19 protein-coding genes are annotated in these 22,631 nt (G+C 71.3%); 9 read left to right on the plus strand and 10 right to left on the minus strand.

What is annotated here, in order from left to right; all coding sequences use genetic code 11:
• The first annotated feature begins 2 nt into the window (after nucleotides 1-2).
• Nucleotides 3-1,376 carry a cysteine--tRNA ligase gene (gene cysS / locus LCN96_RS49535; protein ID WP_225269339.1) on the plus strand — a complete coding sequence of 458 codons (1,374 nt, stop codon included), beginning with the start codon at nucleotides 3-5 and terminating at the stop codon, nucleotides 1,374-1,376.
• Nucleotides 1,377-1,460: 84 nt separating this feature from the next.
• Complete coding sequence (locus LCN96_RS49540) at nucleotides 1,461-3,962, plus strand: penicillin acylase family protein (protein ID WP_225276230.1); 2,502 nt, start codon at nucleotides 1,461-1,463, stop codon at nucleotides 3,960-3,962.
• A gap of 9 nt (nucleotides 3,963-3,971) precedes the next feature.
• On the opposite strand, the gene LCN96_RS49545 is transcribed toward LCN96_RS49540, so the two are convergent.
• The gene (locus tag LCN96_RS49545) at nucleotides 3,972-4,388 is read right to left on the minus strand and encodes a hypothetical protein (protein ID WP_225269340.1); all 417 of its coding nucleotides are present in this window, start codon (nucleotides 4,386-4,388) and stop codon (nucleotides 3,972-3,974) included.
• Between the two features lie 75 nt (nucleotides 4,389-4,463).
• Between LCN96_RS49545 and LCN96_RS49550 the strand changes: the two genes are divergently transcribed.
• Entirely contained in the window at nucleotides 4,464-5,396 is a 933-nt protein-coding gene (locus LCN96_RS49550) for a hypothetical protein (protein ID WP_225269341.1), read from the plus strand.
• A gap of 60 nt (nucleotides 5,397-5,456) precedes the next feature.
• Here LCN96_RS49550 and LCN96_RS49555 read toward each other — a convergent pair whose 3' ends face one another.
• The 3 genes from LCN96_RS49555 to mshB are packed head-to-tail and all read right to left on the minus strand — an operon-like array spanning nucleotide 5,457 to nucleotide 7,303.
• On the minus strand, nucleotides 5,457-5,951 hold the full coding sequence (locus LCN96_RS49555; protein WP_225269342.1) for a flavin reductase family protein: 495 nt from the start codon (nucleotides 5,949-5,951) through the stop codon (nucleotides 5,457-5,459).
• Nucleotides 5,952-5,960: 9 nt separating this feature from the next.
• Nucleotides 5,961-6,386: a DUF6113 family protein gene (locus LCN96_RS49560; protein WP_225269343.1), complete on the minus strand. Its 426-nt coding sequence runs from the start codon at nucleotides 6,384-6,386 to the stop codon at nucleotides 5,961-5,963.
• A gap of 11 nt (nucleotides 6,387-6,397) precedes the next feature.
• Nucleotides 6,398-7,303: an N-acetyl-1-D-myo-inositol-2-amino-2-deoxy-alpha-D-glucopyranoside deacetylase gene (gene mshB / locus LCN96_RS49565; protein WP_225269344.1), complete on the minus strand. Its 906-nt coding sequence runs from the start codon at nucleotides 7,301-7,303 to the stop codon at nucleotides 6,398-6,400.
• A 33-nt stretch (nucleotides 7,304-7,336) separates the two neighbouring features.
• On the opposite strand from mshB, the gene LCN96_RS49570 reads away from it, so the two are divergent.
• The 5 genes from LCN96_RS49570 to LCN96_RS49590 all read left to right on the plus strand — a co-directional run bounded on the left by LCN96_RS49570 (nucleotide 7,337) and on the right by LCN96_RS49590 (nucleotide 12,892).
• Nucleotides 7,337-9,400 (plus strand): S9 family peptidase, encoded by a 2,064-nt coding sequence (locus tag LCN96_RS49570; protein WP_225269345.1) that lies wholly within the window; start codon nucleotides 7,337-7,339, stop codon nucleotides 9,398-9,400.
• A 314-nt stretch (nucleotides 9,401-9,714) separates the two neighbouring features.
• Nucleotides 9,715-10,569 (plus strand): helix-turn-helix domain-containing protein, encoded by an 855-nt coding sequence (locus LCN96_RS49575; protein WP_225269346.1) that lies wholly within the window; start codon nucleotides 9,715-9,717, stop codon nucleotides 10,567-10,569.
• A gap of 186 nt (nucleotides 10,570-10,755) precedes the next feature.
• Complete coding sequence (locus LCN96_RS49580; protein WP_225269347.1) at nucleotides 10,756-11,700, plus strand: NADP-dependent oxidoreductase; 945 nt, start codon at nucleotides 10,756-10,758, stop codon at nucleotides 11,698-11,700.
• A 23-nt stretch (nucleotides 11,701-11,723) separates the two neighbouring features.
• On the plus strand, nucleotides 11,724-12,686 hold the full coding sequence (locus tag LCN96_RS49585; RefSeq protein ID WP_225269348.1) for an alpha/beta hydrolase: 963 nt from the start codon (nucleotides 11,724-11,726) through the stop codon (nucleotides 12,684-12,686).
• Between the two features lie 47 nt (nucleotides 12,687-12,733).
• Entirely contained in the window at nucleotides 12,734-12,892 is a 159-nt protein-coding gene (locus tag LCN96_RS49590) for a hypothetical protein (protein ID WP_225269349.1), read from the plus strand.
• Nucleotides 12,893-13,077: 185 nt separating this feature from the next.
• On the opposite strand, the gene LCN96_RS49595 is transcribed toward LCN96_RS49590, so the two are convergent.
• The 3 genes from LCN96_RS49595 to LCN96_RS49605 form a co-directional block, all read right to left on the minus strand.
• Nucleotides 13,078-13,914, minus strand: a complete 837-nt coding sequence (locus LCN96_RS49595; protein WP_225269350.1) for a class I SAM-dependent methyltransferase — start codon at nucleotides 13,912-13,914, stop codon at nucleotides 13,078-13,080.
• Between the two features lie 95 nt (nucleotides 13,915-14,009).
• Nucleotides 14,010-15,458 (minus strand): alpha/beta fold hydrolase, encoded by a 1,449-nt coding sequence (locus tag LCN96_RS49600; protein ID WP_225269351.1) that lies wholly within the window; start codon nucleotides 15,456-15,458, stop codon nucleotides 14,010-14,012.
• Nucleotides 15,459-15,799: 341 nt separating this feature from the next.
• Nucleotides 15,800-16,423, minus strand: a complete 624-nt coding sequence (locus LCN96_RS49605; protein WP_225269352.1) for a LysE family translocator — start codon at nucleotides 16,421-16,423, stop codon at nucleotides 15,800-15,802.
• Between the two features lie 82 nt (nucleotides 16,424-16,505).
• Between LCN96_RS49605 and LCN96_RS49610 the strand changes: the two genes are divergently transcribed.
• Nucleotides 16,506-17,843 carry an aminotransferase-like domain-containing protein gene (locus tag LCN96_RS49610; protein ID WP_225269353.1) on the plus strand — a complete coding sequence of 446 codons (1,338 nt, stop codon included), beginning with the start codon at nucleotides 16,506-16,508 and terminating at the stop codon, nucleotides 17,841-17,843.
• A gap of 107 nt (nucleotides 17,844-17,950) precedes the next feature.
• Here the strand turns inward: LCN96_RS49610 and LCN96_RS49615 are convergent, their stop codons facing one another.
• The 3 genes from LCN96_RS49615 to LCN96_RS49625 are packed head-to-tail and all read right to left on the minus strand — an operon-like array spanning nucleotide 17,951 to nucleotide 22,624.
• Nucleotides 17,951-19,705: an ABC transporter ATP-binding protein gene (locus LCN96_RS49615; RefSeq protein ID WP_225269354.1), complete on the minus strand. Its 1,755-nt coding sequence runs from the start codon at nucleotides 19,703-19,705 to the stop codon at nucleotides 17,951-17,953.
• Nucleotides 19,705-21,393 (minus strand): ABC transporter ATP-binding protein, encoded by a 1,689-nt coding sequence (locus tag LCN96_RS49620; protein WP_225269355.1) that lies wholly within the window; start codon nucleotides 21,391-21,393, stop codon nucleotides 19,705-19,707. Before LCN96_RS49620 ends, LCN96_RS49615 begins: the two co-directional genes overlap by 1 nt.
• Nucleotides 21,394-21,442: 49 nt before the next feature.
• Nucleotides 21,443-22,624, minus strand: coding sequence for an MFS transporter (locus LCN96_RS49625; protein ID WP_225269356.1), 1,182 nt, complete (start codon nucleotides 22,622-22,624; stop codon nucleotides 21,443-21,445).
• Between the last annotated feature and the right edge of the window lie 7 nt (nucleotides 22,625-22,631).

Raw genomic sequence — 22,631 nt, forward strand, 5'->3', positions numbered from 1 at the left:
AGATGTTGCGGATCTACGACACGCGTGCCAGGCAGGTCGAGGAGATCGCCGCCGGGCGCGCGGTGCGGATGTACACGTGCGGGCCGACGGTCTACCGGCACGCGCACGTGGGCAACCTGCGCACGTACCTGCTGTCCGACCTGATCAGACGGGTCCTGGAGCGGCGGCGGGTGCGGGTCGTGGCCTGTCAGAACATCACCGACGTCGGCCACCTCGCCGATGACGCAGGGGCCGAGGCCGAGGGCGAGGACAAGGTCCTCGCCCAGGCGCGCGCCGAGGGGCGCTCGCCGCTGGAGCTGGCGCGCCACTACGAGGACGCCTTCAGGGCCGACACGGCCGCGCTCAACCTCCGGCCGCCCGAGCACCTGCCCAGGGCCAGCGAGAGCGTCGAGCTGATGGTGGAGCTGATCGCCAAGCTGGTCGAGCAGGGGCACGCCTACGCCGTGCCCGACGGCTCGGTCTTCTTCGACGTACGGACGTTCCCCTCCTACGGGGAGATCTCCGGCAACCGGCTCGACGCACTCAAGCCCGCCCACCGCATCGAGACCGTCGATCCCCGCAAGCGCTTCCACGCCGACTGGGCGCTGTGGAAGCCCGGCGAGGGCGAGCTGACCTGGGAGACTCCGTGGGGGCGCGGCTTCCCCGGCTGGCACGTGGAGTGCTCGGCCATGTCCCTGCGCTTCCTCGGGCCGCGCTTCGAGATCCACACCGCCGGCATCGACCTGCGCTTCCCGCACCACGAGGACGAGCGCGCGCAGTCGAACGCGGCGACCGGCCACGAGGTGGTCGACCACTGGGTGCACGGGGAGCACCTGCTCTTCGACGGGCAGAAGATGGCCAAGTCCACGGGGAACGTGGTGCTGCTGTCCGACGTGGTCTCGGCCGGGCTCGACCCGCTGGCCGTGCGGATGGCGTTCCTGGAGCACCGCTACCGCCAGCAGCTCAACCTCACGTGGGACACGCTGAGGGCCGCCGACCGCACGGTGCGCAGGTGGCGCTCGCGGGTGGCCGATTGGGCCGAGTCGGTCAGCGCGCCCCTGTCGCAGGAGCACGTGGACCGGGCGGAGGCCGCCTTCGACGACGACCTCGACACTCCGGCGGCCCTGCGGGTGCTGCGGGAGCTGGAGCGGGACGAGTCGGTGGCGCCGGGGGCGAAGTTCGAGACGTTCCTGCACCTGGACCAGGTGCTGGGGCTGGACCTGTCCATCGACATCGGCAAGCCCAAGGTGCTGCCGCCCGGGGCAGCCGAGCTGCTGGAGGCGCGGGCCAGGGCCAGGGAGTCCGGCGACTGGGCCGCCTCCGACCGGTTGCGGGAGGAGCTGGCGGAGCTGGGTGTACGCGTTTCCGACACGGCCGAGGGTCAGACCTGGGTCTGAGGCCCGTCCGGAGGAGTGATCACGAACTGCCAGACTTGATGCCAGTTCGGCATGAAGGAGGTGGCGGTGAGGCCCTATGCGTGGATGCCGTGGCCGTTGCGGTGGTCCGCTCGGGTGTTGACCGTGCTTCTCGCACTGGTTCTGGTGCTGGCAGGGGTCCTCGTCTACACGGTGCGCAAGTCGTTCCCGCAGGTGGACGGATCGCTGCGGCTCCCCGGCTTGACCGGGACCGTGGAGATTTATCGGGATAAATCGGGGATCCCCCACATTTATGCCGACAGCGCTGCGGACCTGTTCCTGGCCCAGGGGTTCGTGCACGCCCAGGACCGCTTCTACGAGATGGACTTCCGCCGCCACATGACCGCCGGGCGCCTGTCGGAGCTCTACGGCGCCGCCACCCTCGACACCGACAAGGCCCTGCGGACCATGGGCTGGCGCAGGGTGGCCGAGCGGGAGGTGCCCGAGCTGGCCCAGGAGACGAAGGGCTACCTCGACGCGTACGCCAAGGGCGTCAACGCCTGGCTCAGCGCCAACCCGAACGCCTCCGACCGCAGCCTCGAGTACTCCATCCTGAAGCTCCAGGGCGGCGGCGGCACACCGGAGAAGTGGACCCCGGTCGACTCCGTGGCCTGGCTCAAGGCCATGGCGTGGGACCTGCGCTCCAACGTCGAGGACGAGATCGACCGCGCCCTGGCGCTGACCGAGCTGCCCAGGGAGCGGGTGGAGCAGCTCTACCCCGGCTACCCGTACGACCGTCACCTGCCGATCGTCAACGAGGGCGCCGTCGTCCAGGGCCGCTTCGACCAGCGGGCCGAGCCGCGGCTGCGCGGCAACCGGGCGCTCGCCGACGCCGCCGACACGCTCGGCGACCTGCCGGACACGCTGGGCACGGGCTCCCCCGGCACCGGCGACCGGTCGGGGCTCGGGTCGAACTCGTGGGTGATCTCCGGCGAGTACACCACCGGCGGCAAGCCGCTGCTGGCCAACGACCCGCACCTGTCGCCGGGGCTGCCGTCCGTCTGGTACCAGGCGGGGCTGCACTGCCGCAAGCTCACCGCCGAGTGCCCGTACGACGTGACAGGGTTCACCTTCTCCGGCGTGCCCGGTGTGATCATCGGGCAGACGGACAAGATCGCGTGGGGCTTCACGAACCTCGGCCCCGACGTGGCCGACCTCTTCCTGGAGCAGGTCGACGGCGACACCTACCTCTACAAGGGCTCGCGGCTGCCGCTGGAGACCCGGCAGGAGAAGATCAAGGTGGCGGGGGGCGCGACCGTCACGCTCACCGTCAGGGCCACCCGGCACGGCCCGCTGATCAACCAGGTCATCCCCACCGCCAAGCCCAGCGGCGAGGCCAACGCGGTGGCGCTGCAGTGGACGGCGCTGACGCCCGGCAGGACGGTGGACGCGATCTTCGCGCTGAACAAGGCCGCCGACTGGCAGGAGTTCAAGGCGGCGGCGGCCCTGTTCGACGTCCCGGCGCAGAACCTCGTCTACGCCGACACCTCCGGCAAGATCGGCTACCAGGCGCCCGGCCGCATCCCCGTGCGCGCGAACGGCGACGGCACCTGGCCGGTCCCCGGCTGGACCGGCGAGTACGAGTGGAACGCCGCCCCCATCCCCTACGACCAGCTCCCCTCGGTCGAGGACCCGGCGGACGGCTTCATCGTCACCGCCAACAACGCCGTCATCGACCCCGAGCGCTACAAGCCGCTGCTCACCAAGGACTGGTCGTACGGCTACCGCTCCGAGCGCATCCGCACCCTGCTCAAGGAGGCCATCAAGAAGGGCCCGATCGACACGGGCACCATGGCGCGGATCCAGCAGGACACCTACAACGGCTTCGCCGACACGCTGGTCCCGGCCCTGATGGAGGTGGACCTGGCGGGCCCGTCCGTCCAGGCCAGGGACCTGCTCAAGACGTGGGACCGCATGCAGGGCGTCGACTCGGCCCCCGCCGCGTACTTCAACGCCGTCTGGCGGCACGTGCTCACGCTGACCTTCAACGACGACCTGCCCGCGGCGGCCCGCCCCGCCGGAGGCGACCGCTGGTACGAGGTCGTCAGGCGGCTGCTGGAGGCGCCGGAGGACCCGTTCTGGGACGACGTGACCACCCGCGAGGTCGCGGAGACCCGCGACGACATCCTGCGCCAGGCCATGGCCTCGGCCCACCAGGAGCTCGCCGACCGGCTCGGCACGGACGTCAAGGCATGGCGCTGGGGCGACCTGCACCGGCTCGAACTCGTCAACGGCTCGCTCGGGACCTCGGGGATCGGGCCGGTGGAGGCGCTGTTCAACCGGGGTCCGCTGCCGGTGGCCGGCGGCAAGGACGCGGTGAACGCCACGGGCTGGAACGTTCAGAACGACTACGCGATCACGGCGGTGCCGTCGATGCGGATGATCGCCGACCTGTCGGACCTGAACCAGTCCCGGTGGATCAACCTGACGGGCGCCTCGGGGCACGCCTTCCACGACAACTACTGGGACCAGGCCGAGGCGTGGGCGCGGGGCGAGCTGCTGCCGATGCGCTCCAAGCCGGAGTCGGTCAGGAAGGCCGCCGTGCACACGCTCAAGCTGACCCCCTGACGGGCGGCGTCAACCCCTGGTCCGGCGCCACCACAGCCGCTGGTGCGGATAGCCGCCGTCGTCCAGGCCCGCCAGGCGTTCGAAGACGTTGTACGAGGCCTGATGACCGCAGACGATCACCGAGCCGAGCATGGCCAGCAGGTAGAGCGGCAACATCGGCAGCCCCAGGCACCACGCCCACTGGGTGGCGTGCCGCCCCTCGTGCAGGATGAGCCGCTCGTCCAGCGCGTCGCGCCTGGTCAGGACCACGTTCCCGACCGTGAACGCGCCCGCGATCGGGAAGCGGTAGCGGTAGCCGAAGGCCAGGACGAGCCCGTCGGGGCCGGGCGTCCTGGACGTGCCGCCCACGACGGCGAGCAGCAGGCCGAGCGGCGTGGAGAGGTTGGCGTAGTTCACGGCACGCCGGAACCGGAGGCGCCTGTTCATGCGTCTGAGTCTTGACTCATCTTGACAAGTCGGAATAATGATCCCCGTCCTGAAATCTCCCACAAGAGCAGGATTATGAGATTCTCCATCCTGGGCGCGCTGCTCGGCACCGTCGCACTAGCAGGAGCCGGCGGAGTCGCGATCACCCAGACGTCAGCGACCGATTCCCTACGATTCACCGACACTCCTCTCAACGCACAGGTGGCGTTAGCCGGCGACCCCTCCACGTCGCCTCCCCCCACGACGTCGCCGACCCCGACCGAGACCACCAGCCCCCCTACTGAGGGGGAGTACACCGCCGAGACGCGGGTGGTCAAGAGGAGAGGCGTCTCCTACCTCAACGTCTCGGTCACCTACGAAGGGGCGGCGTTCTTCGACGTCGAACAACGAGTGTGCAAGAGGACAGCGTGTAAGACCGCGAGCGTGGAGCTCATGGTCGTCGGGGGCGAAGGAAGCGCCACCACCCGGCTGGGCCGGGGCACGTACAAGAAGCGAGGGCAGGCCGGTGTCAGCATGGCGCCCCTGCCGACCGTCACGGTCCGCGAGACGGTCACGGTGACCGAACCAGGTCCCACGGTCACCGTCACCGAGCCGGGACCGACGGTCACGGAGACGTTCACCTGCCAGCCGTACGTCGAGCCGACGGACACCGTTCCGCCCGCGGAGGACCCCACGAGCACCGTCTCCCCGACGGTGAGCGTGACCCCCACCGTCTCGGACACCCCGACGCCGACACCGACCGTCTCGGAGACCCCGACGGTCACTCCTCCGACGGACACCGCGTCTCCCACGGTCAGCCCCACCGAGACCGTAACCGAGACCCCGACCGAAACTCCCACAGAAACCCCGACCGAGATCCCGACCTGTCCGCCGCCGTCCGAGCCTCCCACCGAGGAGCCTCCCACCGAGGAGCCGACGGTCAGTCCCATCCCGACGGACACCAGCGTCCCCACCGACACCGCGACGACCTCGCCGTCGGAGTCGGTGAGCGCACCCGCCGCCCAGTAGCAGGGCAGCCGCACGACCGTTGACCGGGCCAGGCGCCAGGCGCCTGGCCCGATCCGTGCCTCAGAGGGACTTGTAGCGGCCTTCGTGGTAGATCAGCGGAGCCCCGTCGGACGGCGTGCCCAGCCCGGTCACCCCGCCCACCACGATCGAGTGGTCACCGCCGTCGTGCACCGCCGTGGTCGCGCACTCCACGGTGGCGATGGCCCCGTCGAACAGCGCCACCCCCGACTCCCCCCGGTGGTGCGGCCACCTGGCGAGCTGCCCGTTCAGCGGCCGGCCCCGGTGGGCGAAGAACCGCGAGGCGTCCTCCATGGACGCCGGCAGGACCGACACGCCCCACACCCCGGCCTCCAGCACCGCGTCGTGGAAGCGCGCCACCTTCTCCGCGCAGAACAGCACCAGCAGGGGATCGAGGGAGACGGAGGTGAAGGAGTTGATCGTCATCGCGTGATCGACCTCGCCCAGCCTGGTCGTCACGATCGCGACTCCGGTGGCGAAGCGGCCGACGACCTGGCGGTACGCCCCCGGGTCCACGTGCCGCTCGATGGAATGCACCTAGCTACTTTATGCTTCTACGTCTGTTTTTTCGGAGGGGTAACCCCGCAAAAGCCACGAACCGCCTTGCGACGAGGGTGACATCAGATAGGCCACGACGAGGCCCGCCAGCCCCCCGTACAGGTAGACGTACCCGGAAGGGCCTGACGCGATCACCAGGTCGCCCATCCCCAGCTCCAGCGTGAACGGCATGGTCACCAGCAGCCAGCCGAGCGCCGTCGCCATCGCCCCGAGCCTGGCGCGCATCAGCTTGCCCGCCCCCAGGCAGACCCCGAACAGCGCCAGCACCCACACGACCGCCGACGCGGGGACGACGCCCCACTGCCACGTGGGATGCGTGAAGCCGCCCACGACGGCCATGACGACCCCGAGCACGAACAGCATGCCGTACGCCGCCCCGCCCAACGCCGACTCGGCCTGGCTGCGATGTTCCATGTCGAATGAGGTTAGTGGATGCCCGCGAAGAGATCGTTCTCGCGGTTGTGCGGCTCACCGAGGCCGCCCGCCTCGACCGGCGGACCCGGCACCGCGGGGCCGGGCACGCCGATGGCCAGCGTGTAGTGCTCGACCGCCAGCACCTCCTGGCCGATGTTGTTCGACAGGGCGAACCAGGGGGCCCGCACGCTGATCTGCGTGGCGTGCGCGCGCAGCGCCTCCAGCTTGTCGCCGACCCAGGCGCGGGCGTCGATCTCGGTGGTGATGTCCTCGTCGGGGCTGCCGAACGGCATGTCGTCCACGTTCTCCAGCAGGAAGCCGACGTCGGCCTCGCTCATCGCCTCGGCGCCGCGCCGCATCACGGACCTGGCGACGGCCGTGTGGTAGAACTTCGCGATCTGCCACGGCTCGCCCTCGCCGAAGCCCGGCTTGGCCGCCAGCTCGAACGCCCTGCGCGAGACCCGGTGCGCCTGGATGTGGTCGGGGTGGCCGTAGAAGCCGTTGGCGTCGTAGGTGACGAGGACCTGCGGGCGTACCTCACGGATGACCTTCACCAGCTCCCCCGCGGCCTCGTCGAGGTCGGCGCCCCAGAACGCGCGCGGGTGCTCGTTGGAGGCCACGCCCATCATCCCCGAGTCGCGCCAGCGGCCGGGGCCGCCCAGGAAGCGGTGGTCCTCCACGCCGAGCGCCTGGCAGGCGGCGGCCAGCTCGCCGATCCGGTACTGGCCCAGGGCGTCGTCGCGATCGGCCGCCAGGTGCGCGAGGTCCGGGGGGATGATCTCCCCCTCCTCGCCGAGCGTGCAGGTCACGAGCGTGACGTGGGCGCCCTCGGCGACGTACTTGGCCATGGTCGCGCCGGTGCCGATCGACTCGTCGTCCGGGTGGGCGTGCACGAGCAGGAGCCGTCGATCAGTCATGTCCACGAGCGTAGCAATGGCAGGATTGAACCCATGAGCGAGAGCTTCCCGCGCCTGTCCGCCAGGACCCGCCGCTTCACCCTGGGCGTCCCCCGCGGCTTCACGATCTCCCCGGACGGCGGCCGGGTGGTGTTCCTGCGCACCAAGTCGGGCACCGACCCGGTGACCTGCCTGTGGGAGCTCGACACCGAGACTCACGTCGAGCGCCTGGTCGTCGATCCGCGCGCGCTCGACGCCGGCGAGGAGAACCTGCCGCCCGAGGAGCGCGCCAGGCGCGAGCGCAGCCGCGAGGCCGCGGGCGGCGTGGTCGCCTACGCCGCCGACGCCGCGCTGACCAGGGCCTGCTTCGCGCTGTCCGGCGCGCTGTACGTGGTGGAGCTGGCGAGCGGCCAGACCCGCGCGCTCTCCACCTCCGGCCGGGTCATCGACCCCCGCCTGTCCCCCGACGGCCGGCAGGTCGCCTACGTCTCCGACGGCGCCCTGCGCGTGCAGAGCCTGTCCACCGGCGAGGACCGCGCGCTGGCCACGCCGGAGCTGGAGACGGTGACGTACGGCCTGGCCGAGTTCATCGCCGCCGAGGAGATGGACCGCATGCGCGGCTACTGGTGGTCGCCGTCGAGCGACGCCCTCCTGGTCGAGCGCGCCGACGAGGCCCCCGTCCGGGTGTGGCACATCGCCGACCCGGCCAACCCCGACCGCACGCCGGTGGCCCAGCGCTACCCGGCGGCGGGCACGCCCAACGCGCGCACCGAGCTGTTCGTGCTGGGGCTCGACGGGTCTCGGGTGGCGGTGCCGTACGACGAGGAGTACCTCGCCACGGCGGCGTGGGACAGTCACGCCCTGTCGATCGTGACGCTGACCCGCGACCAGCGGACGATGCGGCTGTTCTCGGTGGACCCGGCGACCGGCGCCTCCACCCTGGTGCGCGAGGACACCGACCCGGCCTGGGTCGACATCGTCGGCGGCGTGCCCGCGCACCTCGACGACGGCTCCCTGGTCTGGGTGGCCAACGCCGAGGGCGGTCACCGGCTGTTCGTCGGCGACCGCGCCGTCACCCCGCCGACGCTGCAGGTGCGGGCCGTGCTCGACGTCGATCACGACAGCGTGCTGTTCAGCGCGAGCGGCGACCCGACCGAGATCCACCTGTGGACCTGGGACGGCCACTCCCTGCTGCCCGTCTCCACCCGTTCCGGGGTGTTCTCGGGGCGGATGTCCGGCGGGGTCGGCGTGCTCAGCGAGCAGAGCATCGACGACGAGGGCGTCTCCACCACGGTCGTCCGCCGCGACGGCATGGCCGTGCCGATCCCGTCCTTCGCCGAACGCCCCGGCCTCGACCTGCGCGTCTCCCTCGGCCGTTCCGGCCGCCGCGAGCTGGCCACCGCCGTGGTGCTGCCCTCCTGGTACGAGCAGGGCTCGGGCAAGCTGCCCGTGCTGATGGACCCGTACGGCGGGCCGCACGCGCAGCGGGTGCTCAACCGGCGCGGCGCCTTCCTGGAGAGCCAGTGGTTCGCCGAGCAGGGCTTCGCCGTCATCGTCGCCGACGGCCGCGGCACCCCCGGCCGGGGCACCGAGTGGGAGCGCGCCGTCCTGAACGACCTGGCCACCCCCGCCCTGGAGGACCAGATCGACGCCCTCCAGGGTGTCGCCGAGCAGTACCCGGACGATCTCGACCTGACCCGGGTCGCCATCCGCGGCTGGTCGTTCGGCGGCTACCTCGCGGCGCTCGCGGTCCTGCGCCGACCCGACGTCTTCCACGCCGCCGTGGCGGGGGCGCCGGTTACGGACTGGCGGCTGTACGACACCTGCTACACCGAGCGGTACCTGGGGGATCCCGGGGAGCAGCCGGACGTGTATGACAAGTCGTCGTTGTTCGGGGACGCGGGCAAGCTGGAGCGGCCGTTGTTGCTGATCCACGGGCTGGCGGATGACAACGTCGTGGCTGCGCACACTCTGCGGTTGTCTTCTGCGTTGCTTGCGGCTGGGCGGCAGCACAGTGTGTTGCCGTTGTCGGGGGTTACGCATATGACGCCGCAGGAGGTTGTGGCGGAGAACTTGTTGTTGCTGCAGGTGGACTTCTTGAAGAAGTCGCTCGGCTGAGGGGTCGAGGCCTCAGTCTGAGGGCTGGGGCTGGGGCTGGGGTCCGACGTTTGAGCTTGGCGCGGAGTTCTGGATGTCGTCGCGCGTCAGGGGCAGGTCCAGGGCCATGGCCACGTCACGGGCGCGCAGGGAGCCGCCGGCTTCGCCGATGACCGCCGGCGGCGCGAACGGTTCGACCGGGCGGGGTCCTCCTCGGCCGGGCAGGTGCGGATCCGCGGCAAGGGCGACCGGAGGGACGTGTTGCCGCTGCCGGGCGGTGTCGGTGCGGCCGGGCCCGCTACCTGCTGCCTGGACAATCCGGGCACTATGGGCCTGTGGAACGTTACGAGTTTGGTGCCGCGGTGCGCCAGTTGCGGGAGAGTACGGCGCCTGCGGCTGTCGGGCTACCGATCGGACGTCGGCGCGTGCGAGGGTTGCGGCGGGAAGAGCTCGGCGAGCTCGCGGGGATGTCCGCGGACTACGTACGCCGGCTGGAGCAGGGGCGCAGCCATCCGTCGGCCGGGGTGGTGAACGCCATCGCCCGAGCGTTGCGGATCGGACGGGCGGAGTACGAACGGCTCTGCGCGCTGGCCGGGTACGCCGCCGCGGACGGGCAGGTGCCGAACGAAGTCGGTCCGGGTGCGATGCGACTGCTGGAGCGGTTCACGGACACTCCGATGTTCGTCTCCGACGCGGCGATGAATCTCGTCGCCGTGAACAGTGCGTTCATGGCTCTGGGGCATTGGGAGCTCACCGGGGACCCGTGGGAGTGGAACATCGCCTGGCGTACGTTCTGCGACCCGTTCAGTGGTTTCAAGCAGTCTGCGGATGACGCGACCGACCATCAGGCGGTCCTGGTCGCCCGCCTGACGAGCGCGCTGTTGCGCTACCCCGCCGACGCGTCGCTTGCCGCGCTGGTGGACGAGATGCGGAGCCGAAGCCGCCTGTTCGACACCTTGTGGCGGGCGCCGCGACCGGTGGCGGCCTACGAGAGCAGTGCCGCGTTCATCCATCCGGACGGCGGCTCCGTCACGCTCGTCGGCAACCTGCTCGCCATCCCGGGCGACGATCTGGCGGCTCTGATGCTCACCGCGGCGCCGGGCTCGGCCGATGCGGCGCGCCTGGCTGAGATCGTCTCCGACGGCGGGGAGCCGGCCATCATCAAGGTGGGCCAGCCTGGCCCAGGCTAGCCGTGCCGGATCCTGCGAGATTGAGTGACGTCTCCAGCGACCGCGGACTCAGTGGCTGCCTCCGGGCAGCTCTGGTGACGCGGGGCTGGACGCCTTCGCAACGCGAAGCGGGCCGCAGGGTCACTCTGCGCCGGAATCGCTTCACGTTCGAAGCACGTGGCGGCACTCACAGAGGCAGGTTCTGCAATGAAGGCAGTACGTTTTCACGAGTTCGGCGGTCCTGAGGTCCTGCGGTACGAGGACGTGGCCCAGCCCACCCCTGGACCCGGCCAGGTCCGCATTCGCGTCGCCGCGACGTCCTTCAACGGCGTCGACGGCAACATCCGCGCGGGCTACATGCAGGGCCCGATCCCGGTCGAGCTTCCCCACACCCCCGGCATCGACGTCGCCGGCACGGTGGACGCGCTCGGTGACGACGTGCACGACGTCGCGGTCGGCGACCAGGTCGTCGGCCTGCTGCCGATGACGCAACCCGGCGCGGCCGCGGAGTATGTGATCGCGCCGGCGGAGATCTTGACGGGGGCGCCCAAGAACATCCCGCTGGCCGACTCGGCAGTGTTGCCGCTGGTGGGTCTGACCGCGTGGCAGGCGCTGTTCGACCACGGCAAGCTGACCGCCGGTCAGCGGGTGCTGATCAACGGCGCCGGCGGAGCGGTCGGCGGATACGCGGTGCAGCTGGCCAAGGAGGTCCGTGCCCACGTGATCGCCACGGCGAGTCCACGCAGCGCCGAGCGGGTCAAGGCCGTCGGCGCCGACGAGGTGATCGACCACACCACCACCGACGTGACGGCGGCGGTGACCGAGCCGGTCGATCTCGTCCTGAACCTCGCGCCGGTCGCCCCGGAACGGCTGGCCGCACTGGTCACGCTGGTCCGTGACGGCGGCACCCTGGTCAACACCACCGTCTGGATGCCCGCCCCGTCCGACGAGGAGCGCAGTGTGCGCGGCATCGACCTGTTCGTCCGCAGCGACGCCGACCAGCTCGCCGACCTGGTCGCTCGCGTCAGCACCGGCGAGTTGCGCGTCGACGTCGCCCAGCGGGTGGCGCTGGCCGATCTGCCCGCACTCCACGCCCGGGCCGGCGCGGGCGAGCTGCCGGGCAAGACCGCCGTCCTCGCGCCCTCGGCCTGACCCGCTCGGAAGGAGAAACAGTCATGTCTTTGTCTTTGGATCCCGAGATCGCCGAAGCGCTGGCCCTGATGGCCGATGCGACGGCCGGGGCGACGGCCGGGACCGCGCGGCCGGAAGTGGGCGACATCGAGGGGCGTCGCGCCTTCTGGGAACCGATCATCGGTGCCGCGAGCAACGCCCAGCCCATGCCGGCCGATGTCACGATGACCGACCACACCGTGACCGCCGCCGATGGCGCGCAGATCACAGTGCGCTGGTACGTCAAGGACGGCGCGACGCCGGGCTCGGCCGTGGTCTTCTTCCACGGCGGCGGATACATCTTCGGTCACATCGACCTGTTCGACGGCCCGGTCGCCCGTTACGTGGCGGCCTCAGGCGTGCCGATGTTGTCGGTGGAGTATCGCCGCGCGCCCGAGTTCCCGTTTCCGACGCCACTCGAGGACGCCTATGCCGCGCTGCGCTGGCTGCACGACCGTGCTCCCGAGCTGGGCGTCGACCGCGACCGGATCGCGGTGATGGGCGACAGCGCCGGCGGCGGCGTGGCAGCGGCGCTGGCGATCCTGACCCGCGAGCGCGGCGGCCCGAAGATAGCCCACCAGATTCTGATCATGCCGATGCTCGATGACCGTCCCACCACCCCCGACCCCCACATCGAGCCGTACGCATTGTGGTCCTACGACGACAGCCGCACCGCGTGGCCGGCGCTGCTCGGCGAGGCTGCCGGCGGACCCGGCGTCCCGCCCACCGCCGCTCCGGCCCGGCTTGAAGACGCCACCGGCCTTCCGCCTGCCTACATCGAGGTGGGCCAGCTCGACGTCTTCCGCGATGAGGACCTCGCGTACGCGGCCAAACTCAGCCGCGCGGGCGTCCCGGTCGAGTTTCACCTGCATCCCGGAGCCCCGCACGAGTTCGACTCGATCGCCTTCAAGGCCGACGTCGCTCAACGCGCCACCGCCGACCGCGTCCGCGTCCTCACGTCACTGTGAAGCCGTGGCTTGCATGATGACTCCCTGGACTCCTCACCACCAACGCAGTGCACGCCACCGGTGGTCGCATCGTCGTCCAGCTCATGCACACCACGACGCCCACACGCTTCATCCGGCGCTGGTCGCCGCCCTGGCCCCGCTCCACCTCCACCACGGCGCCGACCAACCCCGGCCTGCAGGTGCGCCTGCGAACCGGCGGCCGCTGAACGCGCCGGAGCAGGCCACGTTCTACGGCGGCGCCCAGCGCCGCCACACCGGCTACCCCACCCTCGGCACAAGCGCGAACCGACCTGGTGCCGTCCGGTTCAGCGGACCGGCCGGCACCCGCCGTCCCGACGGACCGATCGTGCCTGCCCGGCCATCACCAGGACCGTGGCTGGAAGGCGCTCCGTCAAGGGCGGGTGGCGGTGGTCAGGCGGACCCTGGCGCGTAGCTGTACGCCCTCCGGGGTTTCGTAGGGGCGTAGCCCTTCGCGCACCTCATCGCGAATGGTGGCGATGGCCGGTTCGTCGAGGTGGGAGAGGTTGAAGCGGACCGGGCCCATGGCGCAGATGTTGGTGGCCGCCTCGTCGGCGGTGCGGCCGAGGCTCTCCATGGCTTCGATGATCGTCATGTCGATGGCGGTGTAGCCGGCGTCGGCCAGCACCTGGTGGATACGGGCGGGGTCGATCATGGACATCATGCCCTGGGCGGCGGGGGAAGGGCCCCGCATGTGGTCGCGCAGGGCGGCGGTGGCGCGGGCGTAGTCGCCGTCCGGGGATCCGGGGACCGAGGTGATGATCGCCAGGCGGCCGCCTGGGCGTAGGGCGCGGGCGATGTTGGTGAAGCCGGCGACGAGGTCGGCGAAGAACATCACGCCGCCGCGGCTGATGACGACGTCGTACTTGCCTTCGGCGAAGGCGTGGACCTGGGCGTCCCCCTGCTCGAAGACGGCGTTGGTCACGCCCTGCGCGGCGGCGTCGGCGCGGGCGCGCTCCAGCATCGGGGCCGACAGGTCGATGCCCAGGGCGGTGCCCCGTGCCGCCCTGCCGGCCGCCAGCAGCGTGGTGCGGCCGGTGCCGCAGCCGATGTCCAGCACCTGGTCGTCCGGCTGGATCGCGGCGGCGGTGAAGAGGGCCTCGTTGAAGCCGTCGAGCATGCCGTTGTAGTAGCCCGGGTTGTCGGCCCAGTGCTGACCCTCCCAACCGTTCCAGGCCTCGGCTTGTTGGGTGTTGGCGATGTTGAGCATAGTGCACACCTCTCACGGCGAGCGGGTCGCTGTAGTTAAACTCTAGTAACAGTTACTAGAGTTAGACTATGGCTAAGTGTGCGTCAAGGGGGTGCTCAGCAGTGAGTGGCGCGGGCCGGCAGGGTGCGGTCCGTGAAGTAGCGGTTGATGTGGTCGCGGGCGCAGGTGTTCGCGCCGTAGAGGGTGTGGCCGGGGCCGTCGTGGTGGATCGTGACGCTGTCTGGGACCTGGGCGAGGATGCGTTCCGTGGCCTCCGACTCGCCCCATGCGCCTGCGGCGAGCAGCGGGGGGAGGTTGTCGGGCAGGGCCGCGGGCGGGTTGGTGACGGGGACGGGCCAGCCGATGCAGTTGAGGGTGCTCGTGGCGAAGGTGTTGGCGGCGCCGGCGTTCGGAGCGAGCTTGCGGAGGCGGGCGACCGTGGTGGTCAGCTGCTTGAGGCTGGTGAAACGGGGCCAGTCCGTGCATTCCGTGACGGGGGTGGCCTGGTCGGGGTAGCGGGAGCCCTTGGCGGGGACGAAGTCGGAGGCGTCGCCCTTGCTCGCCTTGCGGATCGCGGCGGCCAGCTTGGGCCAGACCGGGGCGCCCTGGCGGGCCAGGCCGACGGCGAAGGACTGGAGGTCGCCGGCCTTGTAGGCGACGTTCGGTGTCTTGGTGGGGACGGGGGTGTCGGTCGATCGGGTGATCAGCTTGCGCCAGAGGGCCGGTACGTCCTTGCAGCCGTTGGTGGCGCACCAGGTGAAGAAGCGCCGCAGGGACTGCTCGTTCGTGGCGGCCATGGCTTCGAGCTCTCGGGACCAGTCGGCGGCGCTGTGGTTCCAGGTGCCGTCCAGGACCATCGTGCGGAGGTTGCCCGGGAAGAGGCGGGCGTAGGCCTGGCCGAAGAAGCCGGCGTAGGAGGCGCCGTAGTAGTTGAGCTTGTCGGTGCCCAGCGCCTTCCGGATGGCCTCCATGTCTCTGGCGTGGTCGGCCGAGCTCATGTTGGCGAACAGCTCGGGGTCCTTCAGGCGGCAGGCCTCGGCGTAGCCGCGGTTGGTGTCGGACAGGCGGCCGAAGTCGGCGTCGTCGCGCGGGAGGTCGGCGATGGGGATGCGGGTCCAGGTGCAAGGGAGGCCTGTGCTGAGGCCCTGGAACTGGTCGCTGCCGTAGCCGCGGGTGTCCCACGTGATGATGTCCATGCTTTTGCGTAGGTCGGTCCACCAGCTCTGGACTGATCGGGTCATGGCGATGCCCGGGGCGCCCGGGCCGCCGTAGGAGACCAGGACGGAGCCCTTCGCGGTGCCGGTGGCCTGCAGGCGGCCGAGCTTGAGGGTGATCTTGCGGCCTTCGGGTTTCTGCCAGTCGGCGGGGACGGGGAGGTCGGTGCATTCCATGCCGGTGGTCTGGTCTTGGGGGCATGGTTGCCAGGTGAGTGGGCTTGTGCCGGTGGTGGGGGTGATGGTCTGCCACGGGTGTAGGGCTGTGGTGAGCAGGGCGAGGGTGAGGGTGAGGGGCTTGAGCATGGCGTTCACGATGCCGGAGTAGGTGGGCGGATCGCGTCGGACCACGGTTTGGTCTTTGGGGTGAGGTGTCGGACTACGGGTTGATGGACTGTGGGCGGATTGCGTCGGGCTTGGCTCGTGCGAACGTGGTTCGGGAGGGAGGAGGGCGGGCCAGGTGTGGGGGTGCCGGGTGTGGAGGTGCCGGCGCGAGAGGTGCCGGCGCAGGCGGTGTGAGAGCAAGGGATGTCCGACGAGACATGCGCAGGCGGTGGCCAGTGCAGGGGCGCGAGGTGCGGGAGGTGGCTGGGCGCGGGAGGCGGCCTGGCGCAGGAGACGGCCGGGCGCAGGAGACGGCTGGCGCAAGAGGGGTGCCGGGATGGAATGTGCGGGGTGCAGAGGTGGGGTGGTCAGGAGAAGGCGAGGGTTAGGGCGAGGACGGCGAGGAGGGAGCCCATGGTGAGGCGTTGGAGGCGGAGCCAGGAAGGGCGGGTGGCGAGGAAGCCCGCGATGCCTCCCGCCGCCACCACGATCGAGAGGTTGACCAGGAGGGCGACCGTTACCTGGACACAGCCCAGGATGATGCCCTGGAGCAGCACGTCCCCCCGGTCGAGATCGACGAACTGCGGAATGATCGAGATGTAGAGAAGGGCGATCTTCGGGTTGAGGAGGTTGGTCATCAGCCCCATCAGGAAGAGCCTGCGGGGCGAGTCGGGCGGCAGCTCCCGGGCGGCGAAGACCGACTGGCCGCCGGGCTTGAGCGTCTTCCAGGCCAGCCACAGCAGGTACAGGGCACCCGCGATACGGATGACGGTCAGGAGCTCCGGGAACGCGGCGAACAGGACCGCCAGGCCCAGGTTGGCGCCCACCAGGTAGACGAGGAAGCCGGCTGCGACGCCGGCCAGGGAGATGACGCCTGCCCGCCGGCCTTGGCTGGTGCTGCGGGAGACGAGATAGAGCATGTTCGGGCCCGGGGACAGCACCATGCCGAGGGCCACGAGCACCACGCCGAGCACCGCACTTTGTTCGACCATGGCAGCGAAGCTATCGAGGGGGCAATCTCGGTGCAATAGGAAGGATTGCACTCGGGTCAATGTTGTGTTTGGATGAGGAGGCATGGAGGATTTTCGGCGGATCGCGGATGAGGTGGCCGCCGACATCGCGGCCGGAAGGTTGCGGGCCGGGGATCGGTTGCCGCCGCAGCGGGTGTTCGCGCGGCGGCATGGCATCGCCGATTCCACCGCCGCTCGCGTCTATCGGGAGCTGGCCGGACGTGGGCTGACCGTCGGGGAGGTGGGGCGCGGCACGTTCGTACGGGCCGCCGCCCCGCAGCCCGGCCCGGCGCTGGTCGAGCCCACCAGCAGCCGGATCGACCTGGAGCTGAACTATCCCGTCGTCCCCGAGCAGTCGAAGCTGCTGGCCGACGGCATCAGCCCGTTGCTGCGTGCCGACGTGCTGGAGTCGTCCATGAAGCCCGTCGGCGCGGCGGGCACCCCCGCGGCGCGGCGCGGCGTCGCGGACCTGCTCGCTCGCGCGCAGTGGCGGCCGGACCCCGAGCAGGTGCTGTTCGCGGGCAACGGTCGCCAGGCGATCGCGGCGGCACTGGCCGCGTTGGTTCCCGCCGGAGCGCGGCTCGGGGTGGAGGAGCTGACCTATCCGGTGCTCAAGGGGCTGGCGGCGCGGGCCGGGGTGACGCTCGTCCCGCTGCGGGTGGACGAGGGCGGGCTGGATCCGGCTGCTGTGGAGGCGGCGGCGCGCAAGGCTCCGCTCAAGGCGATCTACGTGCAGCCGACGATGCACAACCCGTTGTCGATCAGCATGCCGGTGGAGCGCCGGGCCGAGCTGGCGCGGCTGCTCGCCCGGCTGGACGTGCCCGCGATCGAGGACTCCATCTGGTCGTTCCTGCATGACGACCTGCCGCCTCTGGCGGCGTTCGCCCCGGAGCGCACCGTCCTCGTCGACAGCCTGTCCAAGCGGCTCGCGCCCGGCCTGTCGCTCGGGTTCGCCGTCATGCCCGGCGCCGCCGTCCCGCGCGTGGCGGCGGCGCTGCGCTCCGGCGGGTGGACGCCGATGCGGTTCGCGCTGGAGGCGGCCACCCGGTGGCTCACGGACGACACCGCGCGGTCGATCGCCCGGGCCAAGCGGCGGGACGCGGCCATGCGTCAGGAGATCGCCGCCCGGTGTCTGGCCGGGTTCGCCGTGCGTAGTGATCCGCGCTCGTACTACTGCTGGTGGGAGTTGCCGCCGCCGTGGCGGGCCGACACGTTCGTGGCCGCCGCCGCCCGTTACGGCATAGGTGTCACTCCGGCCGCCGCCTTCGCCGTCGGGCGCAACAGCGCGCCGAACGCCGTCCGGCTCGGGCTGGCCTCTCCTCCGCCGGACGTCCTGACCCGCGCCTTGAGCACGCTGGCCGACCTCGCCCGAGCCGCCCCGGAGGACCTGGTCGCCGAGTGAAGGCGCCGGGTGAGAGCACCAAGGGCTGAGGTCCGAAGCGGGAGGCCGGAAGCGGGAGGCCGGAAGCGGGAAGCCGGAAGCGGGAGGCCGGGGCTGACCTCGAAGGCTCAGGACGTCCTGCTCGGGCTGCCGTGCCAGCTGCTCCACAACGCCGCGTACGACCCGCCCTCCGCCACCAATTCCTCATGCGACCCCAGCTCACTGATCCGCCCATCCTCCACCACAGCCACCCGATCAGCGTCATGCGCCGTATACAGCCGATGCGCGATGGCGATCACCGTCCGCCCCTCCAGCACGGCCGCCAGCGACCGCTCCAGATGCCGCGCCGCACGCGGATCGATGAGCGACGTGGCCTCGTCGAGGACGAGCGTGTGCGGATCGGCCAGGACCAGCCGGGCGAGGGCGAGCTGCTGCGCCTGGGCGGGCGGCACCGCGAGCCCGCCCGAGCCCACCTCGGTGTCGAGCCCGTCGGGCAGCCCGCGCACCCAGTCGAGCGCGTCCACCGCCTCCAGGGCCTTGAGCACGGCGGCGTCGGTGGAGTCGGGGCGGGCGATGAGCAGGTTGTCGCGCAGCGTGCCCTTGAACACGTGGTGCTCCTGGGTGACGAGCGCGACGTGCCCGCGCAGGTCGTCCAGCGGCAGGTGCACCAGCGGCACGCCGCCCACGGTGACGGAGCCGGTGCGCGGCCCGTGGATGCCCGCCAGCAGCCGCCCGAGGGTGGACTTGCCGGCGCCCGACGGCCCGACCATGGCCAGCCGCTCGCCGGGCTGGACGGTCAGCGACACGTCGTGCAGCACGTCGCGCCCCTCGCGGTAGGCGTAGCGGACCCCGGACGCCTCCAGCAGCTCACCCGAGGGCCGCGCGGAGGTCACCGTACGGTCGTCGGAGACGTTGGCCACCCCCAGCAGCCGCGCCATCGACGCCGCGCCCACCTGCAGCTCGTCCACCCACATCAGGAACCGGTCGAGCGGGTCGATGAGCTGCTGGGCGAGCAGGGTGGCGGTGACGACCTGGTCCAGCGTCACCCACGAGTTGGTGTAGAACAGGCCGCCGACCAGCAGGGCGGCCACCACGGGGATGACGTAGCCCAGCTCCACGGCGGGGTACCAGGTGGTGCGCAGGCCGAGCGTGTAGCGCTCGGCCGCGTAGGAGCGGGCGATGTCCCGGTCCGTACGCTCCCTGCGCCGCTCCCGCAGCCCCAGCGCCTCCACGGCCCTGGCGCCCTCGACCGTCTCGGCCAGCCCCTCGGTCACGTCGGCGTAGGCGGCGTTCTCGCGCAGGTAGCCGTCGCGGGCCCGCCGCAGGTACCACCGGGTGGCGATCCACAACACCGGCCCCGCCGCCAGCATCGGCAGCATGAGCAGCGGGCTGACCAGCATCAGCGCCCCGATGGTGATCACGAACGTGACGATGGCGATCAGCGTCTCCGGCACGGCGTGCCGCACGGTGCGCGACAGGGCGTCCACGTCGCGGGAGGTACGGGTGATCAGGTCGCCGGACCCGGCCCGCTCGACGGTGGACAGCGGCAGGCCGAGCACCTGGTCCACGAACTCCTCGCGCAGCTCGGCCAGCACCTTCTCGCCGAGCCTGGCGGAGGCCAGCACCGCGTACCGGATCAGGACGCCCTGCAGCAGCAGGAAGGCGCCGATGGCGGCGGCCACGACGGCGACGTTCACCTCGTGGCCGTACTGGATCCTCTCCACCAGCGCGCCGAGCTGCCACGGGACGACCAGCCCGGCGACGGCGGCCAGGCCGTGCAGGACGAGGGCGAGCGCGAGCCGGCGCGGGTACTTGAGCGTGAGCCGCCTGGCGTAGGCGCGCACCTGCCGGCGATCGGCGATCGGCAGGATCTCCCGGGCCATCAGTCCTCCCCTCGGGTGACGGTCGCGGTGTACTCGGGGCAGCCGTCCAGCAGTTGCCGGTGGGTGCCCTCGGCCAGGACGCGGCCGTGCTGGACGTAGATCACGTGCTCGGCCCGGTCGAGCACGAGCGGGCTGGTGGTGCAGACCATGGTGGTGCGCCCGGAGCGCGCCTTGGCCAGGCGTTCGGCGATGCGGGCCTCGCTGTGGGCGTCGACGGCGCTGGTGGGCTCGACCAGGATGAGCACCTCGGGGTCGGTCACCAGCGCCCTGGCCAGCCGCAGCCGCTGCTGCTGCCCGCCGGAGAACTCGCGCCCCGCCTCGGCCACCTGGGCGTCGAGCCCGTCGGGCAGGGCCTCGACGATGTCGGTGGCGCAGGCGGCCTCCAGGGCCTCGCGCAGCTGCGCGTCGGTGGCGGTGCCGCGCACGTCCAGCTCGTCGCGCAGCCGGCCGTTGAACAGCCGGGCGCCGTTGTCGGCGACCAGGATCCGTGAGCGCACCTGCTCCAGCGGCAGCGTACGCAGCTCCACCGCGCCGAACGTGACGTCGCCCTCGGTGTAGCGGCCGAGCCGGTCGGCGATGGCGATGGCGTCGCCGGGCACGTCGGCGGCGACGGCGGTGAGCGTGCCGGGTTGGAGCGTTACACCGCTGTAGGAGTCGCGCAGCACGCCGCCCTCGCCGAGGCCGGTGCCGCCGGTGATCTCGGGCTCGAGTGACAGGATCCTGATCACCCGCCCGGCGGCCACGTGCCCCTTGGTGAGTTTGTCGGCGGCCTCGGTCAGGGTGCGCATGGGCCCGATGAGGAACACCGCGTACAGGTAGAAGGCGACGAGCTGCCCGGTGGGGATGTCGCCGGCGACGGCGAAGGAGGCACCGACGCCGGTGACGATCGCGATGAGCAGGCCGGGCAGCACGATCTGGGCGCCTTCGAGCACCGACTCGACACCGGCGACGCCCACCCCGGCCCGGCGCACGCGCTGCGACTCGGTGCGGTAGCGCGCGGCGAAGACCTGCTCGCCGCCGATGCCGCGCAGCACGCGCAGCCCGGCCACGATGTCGGCGGCGCGGGTGGACAGCTCGCCTGCCAGCTCCCGCTGCGCCTGCTGCCGCCGGTGCAGGGGACGCAGCAGCGGCCCGACGGCGACGGCCATGAGCGGCACGCCGAACAGCACGAGCAGCCCGAGCGGCAGCGAGGTGGAGATGAGGATCACAGTGACGGTGACGATGGCCAGGATCGAGCCGACGCCGCGCAGCAGGATGTCCATGGAGCTGCCGATGTGTGCGATGTCGGAGTTGCCGACGCTGACGACCTCGCCGGTGGTCAGCCGTTTCGGCAGCGTGGCGCCGAGCCTGGCGGCCTGTCTGGAGGTGAGCTGCACGGTGCGGTAGGCGGCGGCCAGCCAGTTGTAGACGGCGCTCCGGTGCCGCATGATCCCGGTGAACGCCTGCACCAGCCCGAGCCCGAACAGGATCGCCGACCACACCAGCAGCGCGCGGGTGTCCTTGGCGGTGACGGCGTCGATGCCCTTCCCGAGCACGGTCGGCATGAGGGCCTGCACCAGCCACCACAGGCTGGCGTAGCCGATGCCCGCGAGCAGGGGGACAGCCTGCCGCCGCGCGTTCCACCACAGGTAGCGGAGCGGGCTGCGGATGTCGGGCACGCCGGGATCGGCCTCAGGAAGGGAGCGCATAACCTCACAACCTTGACAAGGTGTCCCCCGGCCCGGCAAATGATTTTCGTCACCGTGGGAACGCCCGCAAGGTGTACACCAGCGCCACCACCGCCGTGACGGCCAGCAGGACGTAACCCACGGTGTACGCCCCGGTGGCGGCGTAGACGACCCCCATCACCAGGGGCGGGAAGTACCCGCCGAGCCCGCCCGCCGCGCCGACCAGCCCGGTCACGGTGCCCACCCTGGACGCGTCCACCACCTGGGCCACCAGCGCGAACACCCCGCCGGTGCCCAGCCCGAGGAAGAACGCCATGAGCACGAAGCTCAGCCCGGCGGGCACCTCGAGCGGCGGCCGCAGCACCAGCACGAGCGCCATCAGCGCGGTCCCCGCGAACGAGATCGCCAGCACCTTGACGGGCCCGATCCGGTCGGCGACCGTCCCGCCGAGCGGCCTGGACAGCACGGCGGCGATGGAGAACCCAGCAGTACGCAGCCCGGCGTCGGTCTGGGCGAAGTGGTAGACGTTCTGCAGCAGCGTCGGCAGGTAGGTGGAGAACGCCACGAACCCACCGAAGGCGACCGCGTAGAGGAACGCGCACTGCCAGGTCGCCTTGATCTTCATGGCCTCCCGCATGCGCGGCAGCGCCGAGCCGGTGGCGGGCGACCAGCGGGGCGAGTCGCGGCTGCCGCCCAGCATGACGATGCCCATCAGGGCCAGCACCGCCGCGACGAGCAGGTGCGCCTGCGCCCGGCCGAAGTCCTCGACCAGGCGCGGGGTGAAGAACGCCGACAGCGCGGTGCCGCCCATGCCGGCCCCGAACACGCCGGTCGCGAAACCCCGGCGCTCGGGCTCGTACCAGGCGTTGACGAACGGGATCCCGATCGCGAACGAGGTGCCGGGGATGCCCAGCAGGAACCCCCAGAACAGCAGCCACCCGTACGAGTCGGACCAGCCCACGAAGAGCACGGGCACGATCGAGACGAAACAGATGATCGCGAACATGCGCCGCCCGCCGAGCCGGTCGGCCAGCATCCCCATCGGGATCCGCCCCAGCGAGCCGACCAGCACCGGGATCGCCACCAGCAGCGAGGTCTGGGTGGGCGACAGGTCCAGCATCCGGTTGTAGCTGCCGGACAGCGGCCCGATGAGGTTCCACGCCCAGAACGTCACCGCGAACGCCACCGTGGCCAGAGCCAGGTTCCGCACCTGTCCCCTGCGCAGCTCGGAACCTTTACGAAGCTCAGACATACACCCT

The sequence above is a fragment of the Nonomuraea gerenzanensis genome (genome assembly GCF_020215645.1).
Taxonomy (GTDB): domain Bacteria; phylum Actinomycetota; class Actinomycetes; order Streptosporangiales; family Streptosporangiaceae; genus Nonomuraea; species Nonomuraea gerenzanensis.